The sequence below is a fragment of the Curtobacterium sp. UNCCL17 genome, from assembly GCF_000686685.1.
Taxonomy (GTDB): domain Bacteria; phylum Actinomycetota; class Actinomycetes; order Actinomycetales; family Microbacteriaceae; genus Curtobacterium; species Curtobacterium flaccumfaciens.
Genome location: NZ_JMLI01000017.1, coordinates 1 through 13,377 on the forward strand (window position 1 = coordinate 1; position 13,377 = coordinate 13,377).

Annotated in this window: 13 protein-coding genes; 6 read left to right on the forward strand and 7 right to left on the reverse strand. The window is 71.0% G+C overall.

The window, feature by feature from the left end:
• Positions 1-396: 396 nt before the first annotated feature.
• Positions 397-792, forward strand: a complete 396-nt coding sequence (locus BR70_RS21930; RefSeq protein WP_051596478.1) for a hypothetical protein — start codon at positions 397-399, stop codon at positions 790-792.
• Positions 793-912: 120 nt separating this feature from the next.
• Here BR70_RS21930 and BR70_RS0100205 read toward each other — a convergent pair whose 3' ends face one another.
• The 3 genes from BR70_RS0100205 to BR70_RS18760 form a co-directional block, all read right to left on the reverse strand.
• Positions 913-2,310, reverse strand: a complete 1,398-nt coding sequence (locus tag BR70_RS0100205; RefSeq protein ID WP_051596479.1) for an FAD-binding oxidoreductase — start codon at positions 2,308-2,310, stop codon at positions 913-915.
• A gap of 61 nt (positions 2,311-2,371) precedes the next feature.
• Positions 2,372-2,806 carry a VOC family protein gene (locus tag BR70_RS0100210; RefSeq protein ID WP_027464428.1) on the reverse strand — a complete coding sequence of 145 codons (435 nt, stop codon included), beginning with the start codon at positions 2,804-2,806 and terminating at the stop codon, positions 2,372-2,374.
• 43 nt (positions 2,807-2,849) lie between these two features.
• Positions 2,850-3,725, reverse strand: a complete 876-nt coding sequence (locus BR70_RS18760) for a DUF808 domain-containing protein (RefSeq protein ID WP_035807701.1) — start codon at positions 3,723-3,725, stop codon at positions 2,850-2,852.
• 94 nt (positions 3,726-3,819) lie between these two features.
• On the opposite strand from BR70_RS18760, the gene BR70_RS0100220 reads away from it, so the two are divergent.
• Entirely contained in the window at positions 3,820-4,089 is a 270-nt protein-coding gene (locus BR70_RS0100220) for a hypothetical protein (protein WP_027464429.1), read from the forward strand.
• Between the two features lie 33 nt (positions 4,090-4,122).
• On the opposite strand, the gene BR70_RS0100225 is transcribed toward BR70_RS0100220, so the two are convergent.
• Positions 4,123-4,533: a VOC family protein gene (locus BR70_RS0100225; RefSeq protein WP_027464430.1), complete on the reverse strand. Its 411-nt coding sequence runs from the start codon at positions 4,531-4,533 to the stop codon at positions 4,123-4,125.
• 48 nt (positions 4,534-4,581) lie between these two features.
• Positions 4,582-5,160, reverse strand: a complete 579-nt coding sequence (locus tag BR70_RS0100230; protein WP_027464431.1) for a TetR family transcriptional regulator — start codon at positions 5,158-5,160, stop codon at positions 4,582-4,584.
• 69 nt (positions 5,161-5,229) lie between these two features.
• Between BR70_RS0100230 and BR70_RS0100235 the strand changes: the two genes are divergently transcribed.
• A complete protein-coding gene (locus tag BR70_RS0100235; RefSeq protein ID WP_027464432.1) occupies positions 5,230-5,988 on the forward strand; it encodes an SDR family NAD(P)-dependent oxidoreductase in 759 nt (252 codons plus the stop codon).
• A gap of 294 nt (positions 5,989-6,282) precedes the next feature.
• On the opposite strand, the gene BR70_RS21935 is transcribed toward BR70_RS0100235, so the two are convergent.
• Together BR70_RS21935 and BR70_RS18770 are read right to left on the reverse strand one after the other, a co-directional pair.
• Entirely contained in the window at positions 6,283-6,870 is a 588-nt protein-coding gene (locus BR70_RS21935) for a TetR/AcrR family transcriptional regulator (RefSeq protein ID WP_051596480.1), read from the reverse strand.
• 76 nt (positions 6,871-6,946) lie between these two features.
• Positions 6,947-9,151, reverse strand: coding sequence for an MDR family MFS transporter (locus BR70_RS18770; RefSeq protein ID WP_051596481.1), 2,205 nt, complete (start codon positions 9,149-9,151; stop codon positions 6,947-6,949).
• A gap of 96 nt (positions 9,152-9,247) precedes the next feature.
• Here BR70_RS18770 and BR70_RS23500 point away from each other — a divergent pair, with 96 nt between their 5' ends.
• The 3 genes from BR70_RS23500 to BR70_RS0100260 all read left to right on the forward strand — a co-directional run bounded on the left by BR70_RS23500 (position 9,248) and on the right by BR70_RS0100260 (position 13,281).
• Positions 9,248-9,712 (forward strand): MarR family winged helix-turn-helix transcriptional regulator, encoded by a 465-nt coding sequence (locus BR70_RS23500; protein WP_027464433.1) that lies wholly within the window; start codon positions 9,248-9,250, stop codon positions 9,710-9,712.
• Between the two features lie 91 nt (positions 9,713-9,803).
• Positions 9,804-11,621: a DEAD/DEAH box helicase gene (locus BR70_RS0100255; protein WP_027464434.1), complete on the forward strand. Its 1,818-nt coding sequence runs from the start codon at positions 9,804-9,806 to the stop codon at positions 11,619-11,621.
• Positions 11,622-11,940: 319 nt separating this feature from the next.
• A complete protein-coding gene (locus BR70_RS0100260) occupies positions 11,941-13,281 on the forward strand; it encodes a fibronectin type III domain-containing protein (protein WP_027464435.1) in 1,341 nt (446 codons plus the stop codon).
• Positions 13,282-13,377 lie beyond the last annotated feature (96 nt).

Sequence of the window (13,377 nt, forward strand, 5' to 3'; positions counted from 1 at the left end):
GACACCGTGTGCACGTTCGGGGTCGCGGCCTGGGCGGAGGAGATCCCGAACGCGGCACCGCCGAGGACGAGGGCGCCGGTCGTGGCGAGGGTGATGGAGGTCTTGAGGCTCTTACGCATCGTGATCAGTCCTTTGCTGTTGTCGCGCTCGGCGCGGCTGCTGTGTGCGCGCCGAACACACCCTTGGTGGGGTGGAGAACCAGCGATGTGCGGCTGGTGAGCGCTCCGGGTGTTTCCCGGTCGTTGCAGGTGATTCGGCACCCTGCGGCGAAGGGTTTGGACGGATCTGCCGTCGTTACCGCTCTGTGACCTTCGGGCTCATCCGGACAGCGGTCACGCCCGCAAGTACGTTCTCTGAGAGGCCGCTGAACGTGGTCCATCGAGAAAGGCATTCCCCATGGCATCGACGTCCAGTCGTCCCACCTCCGTCACCGTGTCGTTCGTCATCTGGCTGGTGGTGGTCCTGGCGAACATCCTGCAGGGCATCATCGGTCTGGTCTCGGGTGGCAGCTCCTCCGCCGCACAGGACGTCGGCACCGCCCCGCTCGTCGGCGGCGCGATCTTCGCGTTCATCCTGGCCGTGATCGAGCTCATCATCGTCTTCAAGATGCGCGACGGCCGCAACTGGGCCCGCATCGTGCTGACGGTCCTCGCGGTCCTGCAGCTCATCGGTGTCGGTGTCGGCGCGGCCTCGGGTGGCAACGCCTTCGGCTGGATCGGTGGCGTCGCGGTGCTCATCGCGACGATCCTGATGTACGTCGGTGGCGCGAACGGGTACTTCCGTCGCCACTGAGCACGCGTGCGTGCGGATGCGCTCCTGCGTGACGCACACCGGTCGCTGAACGCGACCACCTGACGGACGGGAGGCCCGGTGCCAGCTGGCACCGGGCCTCCCGTCCGTCGTCTGGCCGGGTCAGAACGCCTTGCCCGGGTTCAGGGTCCCCGCCGGGTCGAGCGCGTCCTTGACGGAGCGGTGCATCGCGAGCACGCGGTCGCCGAGCTCGACCCGCAGGCCCGGCAGCTTCAGCAGCCCGACGCCGTGCTCACCGGTCACGGTCCCACCGAGCGCCAGGCAGTCCGCCACGATCTGGTCGAACGCGGTCTTCGCGCGGGCCTTCGCGGCGTCGTCGCCCTCGGGCGCGATGATCAGCGGGTGCAGGTTGCCGTCGCCGGCGTGCGCGATGTTGGCGATCGTGACGTCCTGCGCGTCCGCGGTCACCTGGATCCGCCGGAGCATCTCGGGCACCGCGCTCCGCGGCACGCAGACGTCCTCGGTCAGCACCGGGCCGAGCCGTTCGAGTGCCGGGTAGGCGAGTCGGCGGGCCTGGAACAGCCGGTCGATGTCCCCGGGGTCGGTGGCCCGCTCGACGTCCGTCCCACCGGCCTCGGCGAACACGTCCGCGACGTGGTCGGCGATCTCGTCACCGGCCGCACCGCGCTCGTCGACCCGGGCGAGCAACAGGGTGTCGACGACCGCAGGCAGCCCGAGGTGCATCCAGTCGTCGACGGCCCGCAGGCAGGTGCGGTCGACGATCTCGAGTGCCGCGGGGACGATCCCCGCACGCGAGATCGCGGCCACGGCGTCGCCCGCTGCGGTCAGCGAGGGGAAGTACCCGATCACCGCCCGTTCGTCACGGCCGGCCAGGGGGAGCAGCTTCACGGTGACCGACACGACGATGCCGAGCGTGCCCTCGGAACCGACCAGCAGCCCGGTGAGGTCGTACCCGGCGACGCCCTTCGCCGTCCGGCGGCCGAGCTCCACGACCGACCCGTCGGCCAGCACGACGGTCATGCCGAGCACGTAGTCGCGGGTGACCCCGTACTTGACGCAGCAGATGCCGCCGGCGTTCGTCGCGACGTTGCCGCCGATCGTCGAGATCGCCGAGCTCGCGGGGTCCGGCGGGTACCAGAGGCCGTGCTCGGCGACCGCGGCGCGGAGTGCGTCGTTGATGACGCCGGGTTCGGTGACCGCGTAGCGCTCGTCGGTGTTCACCTCGAGCACCCGGTTCATCCGCTCGAGCGACACGACGATCGAGTCGGCCATCGCGTTGGCGCCGCCGGACAGGCCGGTGCCGGCACCGCGGGGGACGACCCGGAGACCGGCGGCGGCGGCCCAGCGGACGGCGGTGACGACGTCGTCGGTGCTGCGTGCCAGGACCACGGCGAGCGGTGCCGTGGAGTCGGCCCACTCGGCGTCGTCGTGGCGGTAGCGCTCGAGCGACTCCGGGTCGCGGAGCACCTGGTCGGACCCCAGCAGGTGTTCGAGGGCGGTGGCGTCGGCTGCGGTGGCGGATGCGGCGGTGACGGTCATGCGGGGTGGGGGTCCTTCCGGGGCGCGGCGGTGCGGTTCGGGTGCATCGACGATACGCCGGTCAGTCCAGGCAGAACTCGTTGCCCTCGACGTCCTGCATGACGATGCACGACTCGTTCACCTGGTCTGCCGTCATCCGACGGACCTGGGTGGCGCCGAGCCCGACCAGTCGGGCGCTCTCGGCGTCGAGGGCCGCGAGTCGTTCCGCGCCGGTCATCCCCGTGCCGACCCGGACGTCCAGGTGCACGCGGTTCTTCACCGTCTTGCCCTCGGGGACGCGCTGGAAGAACAGGCGGGGACCGGCACCGGTCGGGTCGACGCACGCGAAGGCCGAGCCCTGGTGCTCCGGTGGCAGCGACCGGTCGAACGCGTCCCAGTCGGCGAACCCCGGTGGGGGCGGTGGGACCACGTACCCGAGGACCTCGCACCAGAACCGGGCGACCCGCTCCGGCTCGGCGCAGTCGAACGTCACCTGGACCTGTCGCACCGTTGCCATGCGGTCACGGTACGCGCGGGTGCCGAGCCTCGCCGCAGCCGCGTCAGTGCTGCTTGCCGCGCAGGCGGCCGATGCCCAGCACGATGCCGACGACGACCATGCCCAGCGCGAGGCCGACCACCGCCGACACGGCCGTGTCGGCGATCCAGACGACGACGGGGCCTGCGGCCTCGAGCGCGTGCTCGATCACGTGCAGCAGGTCGTACGGCCCGTGCCAGAAGGTCTCGGCGAGGTTCGCGATGACCAGGTGTCCACCGACCCACAGCATCGCGACCGTGCCGATGACGCTGATGACCCGGAAGACCATCGGCATCGCACGCACGATGCGGGCACCGATCCGGCGGGTGCGGCGGACGGAGTTCTTCATCATCTGCAGGCCGATGTCGTCGACCTTCACGAGCAGTGCCACGGCGCCGTAGACGACGGCCGTCATGACCAGACCGATCACGATCAGGGCGCCGAGCGTCGGCCAGAGCCCCAGGTCGGGGTCGAGGCCCGCCAGTGCGATGAGCATGATCTCGGTGCTCAGGATGAGGTCGGTGCGGATGGCGCCGAAGACGAGCTTCGGTTCGGTGACGGCCTCGTCGGACCCGCCCTCGTGGTGGACACCGAACCACTCGGTGACCTTCTCGGCGCCCTCGAAGCACAGGTACGTGCCGCCGAGCAGCAGCAGCCACGGCAGCACCCCGGGTGCGAAGGCCGTGAGCAGCAACGCCAGCGGGATGATGATGATGAACTTGTTGAACAGGCTGCCGAGGGCGATGCGCCCGACGACCGGGAGTTCACGAGCGGGCTCGAGGCCCTGCACGTACTGGGGCGTGACGGCGGCGTCGTCGATCACGACCCCGGCGGTCTTCGCGCTGGCCTTGAGGGCTGCGGAGAGGATGTCGTCCACCACGGCGAGCAATCCGACTGACAATTCGTTCTCCACTCGTCTGACCTGTGACCGTGCACAGCGTAGTGGCCGCGGAGCATCCTGAACGCCAGACAGAGGGCGTCCGTAGGCTCGCGGCATGGCTGACTTCACCGCATCCCAGGCCGCCGTCGTCCGCATCGAGCGTTCCGAGCAAGGGCGCTGGGACCTCTCCGTCATCAGCGACGCCGGTGTCGCGATGGGGCACGGGGTGTACCTGTTCGACGCGGACCACGACGACGCCGAGGACGAGCAGGCCGCGGCCCTCGACTTCGTCCGCGACTACGGGTTCCGGTTCGAGCGCGACGCCGTGCAGGCCGACGGTCCTGACGCCTTCTGGGCACCGCTGCTGCCGTCCGACCCGCAGTAGGCGCTGCAGCGCGCGGGACTCAGCGCGCGGGACTCAGCGCGCGGAGTCCTCGAACCCGATCAGCCAGGTGACCCCGTACGCGTCACGGACGGTGCCGTCCCAGTCGCCCCACGGGCGCTGCTGCAGCGGATCGACGACCGTGCCGCCCTCGGCGAGCTGGTCGAACCACCGGCGCAGGACGTCCGGTTCCGCGGCACCGAGCAGTGAGAAGAGCAGCCCGGTCGCCGAGAACGGGGTGTCGCCCTCGCTCGTGTCCGCGGCGAACAGCTGCAGCTCGCCGGTGAGCTGGCCGTGCGCGACGGCGTCGGCCGGACCGTCCGTGCGGGAGAAGTCCGCGTAGGTCGCGATCTGCACGTCGCCACCGAACACCCGCTGCCAGTGCTCGAGGGCCTGCCTGGCGGTGCCGGCGAACTGGAAGTACGGGGCGGGTCCGGTCGTGTGCATGCCCGGCAAGGTACTCCGGCGTGCGGCGTGGGGGAACCCCGGGGTTCGTCAGTCGAGCAGGGCGAGTGCGCGCTCCAGGACGTCCTCCGGTCGTCCGTCGCCGTGCAGTGCCCACCAGGTGAGTGCGGCGCTCGCGGCGGCGGCCAGCGTGTGGGCGCGCACGGCGACGGCGAGGTCGTCGGCGGTGACCCCGTCCCGCTCGGCCACGTACCGCAGGATCTCGTCGGTCAGGGCCGTGACCGTGGCGGCGCCGACGTGCTCGAGCGACGGGTTCGCGCGGATGACCCGGAGTCGGTGTCGGGTGACCTCGACCGCGTCGTCCGGGAACGTCGCACCGATCCGGTAGGCCGCCCGGAGCGCCACCGCCGAGGGCTCGTCGGCCGGTCGTGACCGCAGGGCTTCGCGGAAGCGTGCGGCGAACTCGTCGAGACCGCCCCACACCAGCGCCGCCTTGTTCGGGAACAGTCGGAAGAGCGACCGGCGACTGACCCCGGCCGCCGCGGCGACGTCGTCCATCGACACCGCGTCGAAGCCCTGGTCGTCGAACAGCCGGAGTGCGACGAGGGACACGGCGTCGGGGTCGATGGTGCGCGGGCGCCCCGTCGGACGGTCGTTCGTCGAGCTCATGGAGACCTTTCGGCACTGAGTGCTATAACCGGGTGTGGCGCAGCGAGCGCCCCGCATCGAGGAGACCACATGACCGACACCACCGCCGGACGGTTCACCGGCAGGACCATCATCGTCACCGGAGCGGGTTCCGGTATCGGACGCGCCACGGCGACGCGCATCGCGAACGAGGGTGGCCGCGTCATCGCGACCGACGTCGTGGCCGAGCGGCTCGACGCACTCCGCACGGAGCTCGAGGGCTTCGCCGTGGAGACCGTCGTCGGTGACGTCGCCGCGAGCGAGACCATCGACGCACTCATCGCCGCCGCTGGCGACCGAGTGGACGGGCTCGCCAACGTCGCCGGCATCATGGACGCGTTCCTGCCGCCGGACGAGGTCGACGACGCCACCTGGGAGCGTGTCTTCAGCGTCAACGTCACGGGCCCGATGCGCCTGACCCGCGCCGTGCTGCCGCTGATGATCGCCGCCGGCAAGGGGTCGGTCGTGAACGTCGCGTCCGAGGCCGCGTTGAAGGCCTCGGCCGCCGGGGCTGCCTACACCTCGTCGAAGCACGCCATCGCCGGGTACACCAAGAGCGTCGCGTTCTTCCACGGGCCGCAGGGCATCCGGGCGAACGCGGTGGCACCGGGTGCGGTCGCCACGAACATCGAGGCGCCGATGCGCAGCGAGTACGCGGCCCGCCGGGTCGGTCCGATCATGCAGACCACCATCCCGCCGGTCGCCCAGCCCGAGCAGCTCGCCGCCGCCATCACCTGGCTGCTGAGCGACGACTCGGCGAACGTCAACGGTGCGGTGCTGCCGAGCGACGGTGGCTGGTCCGTCGTCTGACCCGTTGCTGCGGCACGAGACGCCGTCGTCACGTCGAGACGCCTCCGGAAACGGGGGCGTCTCGACGACTTCGCGGCGTCGGGCAGACACGACGGCGTGTTCGCCACCCGGCCACCTGACGGACGGGAGGCCCGTGGCGACACCGCCACGGGCCTCCCGTCCGTCTTCCGGCCAGGTCGACGACGCGCGGTTCCTTCCCAGAGCACGTGCGCTGGAAAGCGGAATCGGGCGTACCGGGCAGGAAGTTCCTGCCCGGTACGCCCGATTCGACACGGCGAGCCGACGGCCGGCGGCTCAGGAGACGAGCGCCGCCATCTCCCGCACGACGGCGCGGAGCCGATCCGCGAGCTCGTCGTTGCTCCGCACGGTCTCGCGGTGCGCCACCTCGCTGAGCGCCGACATCACCAGGGTCACCGCGGTTCGGGCGGTCTGCGCGTCCGTGCGGGTGCCGACGACGCTGAGCAGGGACTGGCGCGATTCGGCCATCCACTGCATCACCATCGAGGACATCTCTGGCCGCAGCACGAGCAGCTCCTTCATCCGGCGGCGGTCCTGCGAGAGCGGGACGGTGGCCGCGACCAGGGCGCACAGGTCGTCGACCAGGGCGCCGTCGGCCTCGGCGAACCATGCCGCTGAGCGCTCCGGGACCTCGACGGAGTCGAGCCCGAGCGCCGCGTGCGCCTTCGACGAGAAGTAGTTGAAGAAGGTGCGGGGGGAGACGTCGGCGTCGGCGCAGATCTGCTCGACCGTGACGCCGTCGAGTCCGTGCGCGGACACGAGCGTGAGCGCTGCGTCGTGCAGTGCCTGCCGAGTCTGCTGCTTCTTCCGTTCACGCAGCGTGCACGGCTCCGTTGCCGCAGCCGCTGCCGGGGTGGTGATCACGTGGACTCCTGCTGGGTTGGTGTGTGTGGGAGGGGCGCCCGCCCGGAAAGGGGGCACGGACGGACGCCCCGGTCGGTCACCGACGGTGCGTCGGCGTGGATCCGGTCGAACCCGAGCCGGTGGAACCCGAACCGGTCGGCACGGACCCGGTCATCGGGCCGGTGAACGAGCCGGCCTCGGCTGCGGCGGCGCCCGCCTCGGCCTCGAGCTGTGCTTCTGCGGACATGTCGGCCTGCTCCTGCAGGGCGGACCGCTGCCGCAGCGGCGGCACCCGGAAGAACCAGGTCAGCACGAACGCGAGCAGGATGACGCCGAGACCGACCCAGTAGATCGTCACGGACGAGGCGTTGAAGCCCGCCATGAACGGCCGGGTCAGGCGGCTGTCCGCACCGGTCAGGAACGAGGTGTCGTTCGTGCTGGTGGCGCTGTCGCTCGTGGTGTTGCCGTCGTCGATCTTCTTCGCCAGCTCCGGGGTGAGCTCGTCGACCCAGTAGGAGCGCTGGTCGGCGTCCGCCCAGTCGACGGACACGGTGCCGTCCTGCACGCTGGCGTGCGCCTGTTCGGCGACCTGCTCGAGTGCCGACTGTTCGGCGGCCGGCGTGGCCGCGGCGACCTGCTGGTCGATCACGGTCTGCGCTGCTGCTGCGGGCACGGCACCGGCGGTGACCTGCTGCTGCACGGCCGCGGTGACCTGCTCGGTGACCGCGGCGTCGGCGGCCTGCTTCGCCTTCGCCGAGGCGGCGTCGAGCTGGGACTGCACGGTCTTCGTCAGCGGGGTGACGACGGGCGTCCAGATCTTCTCCATGGCGCCCTGGTTCGCCTTCGCGCTGGCGACGGTCGGGTTGAGCGCGGCGTCGAGCGCCGGACCGAGGTCCTTCTGGTTCGCGGTCGCGGTCAGGATGTTCGCCGGCATCACCGAGAACAGGATGGACAGCAGCACGGCGGTGCCGAGCGTGCCACCGATCTGGCGGAAGAACGTGGCGGACGACGTGGCGACGCCCATGTCACGGGCCTCGACGGAGCCCTGCGACGCCAGGGTCAGCGACTGCATGACCGAGCCGAGACCGAGACCGATGAGGAACATGCCGATCATCAGGAACCAGAGCGGCTTGTCGATCGACATGAACGTCAGGACGACGTAGCCGGCGGAGACGAGCGCGGTGCCGATGACCGGGAAGATCCGGTACCGGCCGACGCGGGCGACGATCTGCCCCGAGGTGATCGAGGCGATCATCAGACCACCGACGAGCGGCAGCGTCGCGAAGCCGGACTCGGTCGGGGTCAGTCCGACGACGATCTGCAGGTAGAGCGGGATGGTGAGCATCGCGCCGAACATCGCGAAGCCGACCAGGAACCCGATGACGGTCGCCATCGAGAACGTGCCCGAGCGGAACAGCTTGAGCGGGATGATCGCCGCGTCGCCCATCTTCGACTCGATGAGCAGCAGGCCGATCAGGCCGACGACACCGACGACGTAGCAGGCGATGGCGGCGGGGGAGCCCCAGCCCCAGATGCGGCCCTGTTCGGCGACGAGCAGGAGTGGCACGAGGGTGACGATGACGGCGGTCGCGCCCCACCAGTCGACCTTCGGCTTCGCGTCGCCGGCGCCGTGCACCTTCGGCAGGTGCAGGAACACGATGACCATGAGGAGCGCCGCGACACCGATCGGCACGTTGATCAGGAGCACCCAGCGCCAGCCCGTGATCCACAGGATCTCGGAGGAACCGGCGAGCAGACCGCCGATGAGCGGGCCGATGACGGACGAGATGCCGAACACGGCGAGGAAGTACCCCTGGTACTTGGCACGCTCACGCGGGGCGAGGATGTCGCCCATGATCGCGAGCGGCAGCGACATCAGCGCGCCGGCACCGATGCCCTGCACCGCGCGGAAGGCGGCGAGCATGAGCATCGAGGTCGACATCGACGACAGGACGGCGCCGAGGATGAAGACGACGATGCCGAAGATGTACAGCGGACGGCGGCCGAAGATGTCGGAGAGCTTGCCGTAGATCGGCGTCGCGATCGTCGAGGTGATGAGGTACGCGGTCGTCACCCAGGCCTGCTGGTCGAGCCCGTGCAGGTCGTCGCCGATCGTGCGGATCGCCGTGCCGAACACCGTCTGGCCGAGCGAGGACAGGAACATGCCCGCCATCAGGCCGTAGATCACCAGGAGGATCTGACGGTGGGTCATCAGCGGCTGCTGGCCGGCGCCTCCGGAGGCCGCGGGGGCCTCGGCGGTGTGCCGACCGTGCTGCACCGGGACGGGTGCGGTGGCGGTCATCGAACTCCTTTTTCTGGCTGTGAAACTTTGCAGACCGCGCAACGATACATCTGTTGCTTCCGGCAAGCAACTAAATGTGCCCGCTACGCTGAGCCCGTGACCGACGACCGGCGTGCCGCCGAGCGACTCCTGCGATCCCAGCTCGACCGGCTGTGGGTCCGGCAGACCCTGCGCTCCTCGCTCATCGAGTCCCGGGGTGGCCTCGACCCGACGGCCCGCGTGATCCTGCGAGCCGTCGCCGGGCACGGGCCGGTCCGGGCGACCGCGATCGCCGACGCGACGGGGTTGTCGCGCCCGGTGATCAGCCGCCGGGTCGCCTCGCTGATCGAGGCCGAGCACCTGATCGGGTCGCCGGACCCCGCGGACGGCCGTGCCACGCTCGTCACGCTCGCCCCCGCCGGCCGACGACTGCTCGACGAGCTGGACGCCGCCGGCGCCGAGGTGTTCGACGACCTGACGGAGGAGTTCGCCTCCGACGAGCTGCGCTCGCTCGCCGAGATGCTGACGCGACTGAACGACCGGGCGGACGCGGTCCTGGGGATCGGCACCGCGCGCTCCTGACGCGACCAACGGGACGGACGGGAGGCCCGTGGCGGCGTCGCCACGGGCCTCCCGTCCCTGCGGAGCGCGCATTCGAGATACCGTTGGTGGTATGAGCACGGACACCACCCCCACCACTGAGACCCTCGACGACGGGCCCGTGGTGACGTTCGCCGATCTCGGCCTGAGCGACGCTGTGCTCAAGGCCGTCAAGGACATCGGTTACGAGACCCCTTCCGCCATCCAGGAAGCCACCATCCCCACGCTCCTCGCCGGGCGCGACGTCGTCGGTCTGGCGCAGACCGGTACCGGCAAGACCGCGGCCTTCGCGCTGCCGATCCTGTCCCGCATGGAGTCCGGCAGCAAGAAGCCGCAGGCGCTCGTGCTGTCCCCGACGCGCGAGCTCGCCCTGCAGGTGTGCGAGGCGTTCGAGCAGTTCGCGTCCCACATGAAGAACGTCCACGTCCTGCCGGTCTACGGCGGCCAGGCCTACGGCGTGCAGCTCTCCGCCCTGCGCCGCGGCGTCGACGTGATCGTCGGCACCCCCGGTCGCATCATGGACCACCTGGCGAAGGGCACGCTCGACCTGTCCGAGCTGAAGTACCTGGTGCTCGACGAGGCCGACGAGATGCTCAAGATGGGCTTCGCCGAGGACGTCGAGACGATCCTCGCCGACACCCCCGACGACAAGCAGGTCGCGCTCTTCTCGGCGACCATGCCCGCGCAGATCCGCCGCATCTCGCAGCAGTACCTGACCGACCCGGCCGAGATCACCGTCAAGACCAAGACGAAGACCGCCGCGAACATCACGCAGCGCTACCTGATGGTCTCGTACCCGCAGAAGGTCGACGCGCTCACCCGCATCCTCGAGGTCGAGGACTTCGAGGGCATGATCATCTTCGTCCGCACCAAGAGCGAGACCGAGACCCTGGCCGAGAAGCTCCGCGCCCGCGGGTACGCCGCCGCCGCGATCAGCGGTGACGTCGCCCAGGCCCAGCGCGAGCGCACGGTCAACCAGCTGAAGTCGGGCAAGCTCGACATCCTGGTCGCCACCGACGTCGCCGCCCGTGGCCTCGACGTCGACCGCATCACGCACGTCGTGAACTTCGACATCCCGGTCGACATCGAGTCCTACGTGCACCGCATCGGCCGGACCGGTCGCGCCGGCCGCTCGGGCGACTCGATCAGCTTCGTCACCCCGCGTGAGCGTCGCCTGCTGTCCGCGATCGAGCGCCACACCAAGCAGCCGCTCACGCAGATGCAGCTGCCGACCATCGACGACGTCAACGAGACGCGCCTGACCCGCTTCGACGACGCCATCACCGCGGCGCTCGAGGACCAGGGCCGGATCGCCGCCTTCCGCGACGTCATCGCGCACTACGTCGAGCACCACGACGTCCCCTCGGACGACGTCGCCGCCGCCCTGGCCGTCGTGGCGCAGGGCGACTCGCCGCTGCTCCTCACCGCAGCCGACGACGCCCTCCGCAGCCAGATGGAGCGCGACGCCCGCCGCAGCGAGCGCGACGAGCGTGGTGCCCGCGACGACCGTGGCGGCCGCAACGACCGCGGCGACCGTGGTGGCGACCGCGACCGTGGTGACCGTGGTGACCGCGGCGACCGCGGCCCGCGCCGTTCGCAGCCGATGTCGCCGTACCGCATCGAGGTCGGCCGTCGTCACCGCGTCGAGCCGCGCCAGATCGTCGGTGCCCTGGCCAACGAGGGTGGCCTGCGTCGCGACGACTTCGGTGCGATCCAGATCCGTCCGGACTTCTCGATCGTCGAACTGCCGGCCGACATGGACCCCGGTGTGCTCGACCGCCTGACCGACACCCGGATCAGCGGCAAGCTCATCGAGATCCGTGCGGACCGCCGTGGCGGTGGCCGCCGCGACGACCGCGACGACCGTCCGGAGCGCAAGCCGCGCTACTGAGACGCGCCGCGTCCGAGACGCGACCCCCTTCGGACGGGAGGCCCGGTGCCAGCTGGCACCGGGCCTCCCGTCCGTCGTCGGTGCGGGTCCCGGGCCCGCGAGACGCCGTCGTGTCGGTTCCGCGCCGCCGAGTCGGCGAGGCGCCGTCGGATTCGGCGGTGTCTCGGGAACACGACGGCGTCTGCCGGTACGGGCCCTGCGCATCTTGCGGTGCGGGGAACCGCAGATCCCGCCCGCAGGCGTTCCCCTGGAGTCCGCACGGTGCTGTGATGACCGGAGCCGTGACGCAGGGAGCCGCGGAGAAGGCAGGGGAACCATCGTGTACCGAGCACTCATCACCGCGGTCGCCGCCGCGGCGCTCGTCTTCGGAGGTGCGGTGCCGGCGACGGCGCACACCTCTCCGTCGGTGCCCGGAGCACCGACCGCGGTCCGGGTCACCGGCGACGCGGACAGTGCCACGCTGACATGGCGCGGCCCGGACCGCGGCGCCAAGGTGACCGGCTGGAAGGTCGACGTCGACGCCGTCGCGAACCGGCACGACCACCAGGTCCACCGACTCCTCCCGCGCGCCCGCTCCGACCGCTTCGACGAGCTCTCGCCCGCGACCACCTACCGCTTCTCGGTGCGTGCCCTCGGCCACCGGGGGACCGGTCGCACGGTCACGCTGCGCTGGACGTCACCGTCGGTGCCCGAGCCGGAGACGGCGCAGTCGCTGTTCGCCCTCGACGGCAACGGTGCCGTCGTGCGGTTCGCGGACTCCGGCAGAGGGGCGAAGACCGTCGTCGCGACGCACGGCGAAGGGTTCGCCGCGAACGCCGACGATGACGTGTTCACCCCGTCGGCGGACGGCACCGAGATCCTGCGGGACCCGGCCGACGGCAGCGGGATCTCGATCATCGCGTCCGGCCTGCACCTGACCCCGGACCTGCGCTCCGACGCCGAGGGCAACCTGTACTGGGTGGACTCGGTGACCGGCGCGGTGCAGAAGCTGTCCGTCGGCACCTCGACCCCGAAGGTCGTGCTGGACCTGGGTGGCAAGGCCGTCGGGAGCGATGAGCGTTTCTGGACGGTCACCCCGGACGGCAAGGTCGTCGTGCTCGGCGGAACGGTCAGCCGGCCGTACGTCAAGGGCACCGGCATCGCCGCCCGCACGTTCACCGGGCCGGGCGGCTCGACCGTCGGCTACCCCGCCGGCGTGCTCGCGGACTCGCAGGGCAACGTCTACGTCGACATCCGCTCGCCCGGTGCCGCCGGGGCGTGGACCTGGTACCAGCTGAAGCCCGGGGCGACCGAACTGACGAAGATCGAACCGCGGAACGCGTTCGAGTACGCTGCCGCGAACGCGGACGGCTTCTCGCTCCTGCAGTCGGCGGAGTTCTGCCCCGCCCCGGCGGAGTACCCGACCAGCCCGACCGGTTGCAAGATCGACCGCGGCATCCCGGACAAGCTCGTGGTCGGCAGCGGTGGCACGTCCACCGTGCCGGTGACCGGGCTGACCGCCGGGTCGCGTGGCGAGCACCTGGGTGCCGCCTCCGCCGACGGGGACGTGTTCGTGTCCATCGACAGCGGCCCCTCGGTCGGGCTGTGGAAGGTCCCCGCCGCGGGTGGAGCTGCCCAGCAGCTCGACGCGGCGCAGTACTCGAGGCTGCTGGTGATCTGACCGGCGGTGCGAGGCGGAAGGGGGACAGGGCGCAACGGCGCGTCCTGTCCCCCTTCCGTGTGTGGCGGCGGGCGGCGGCGGTTGTTCGCGCTGCGT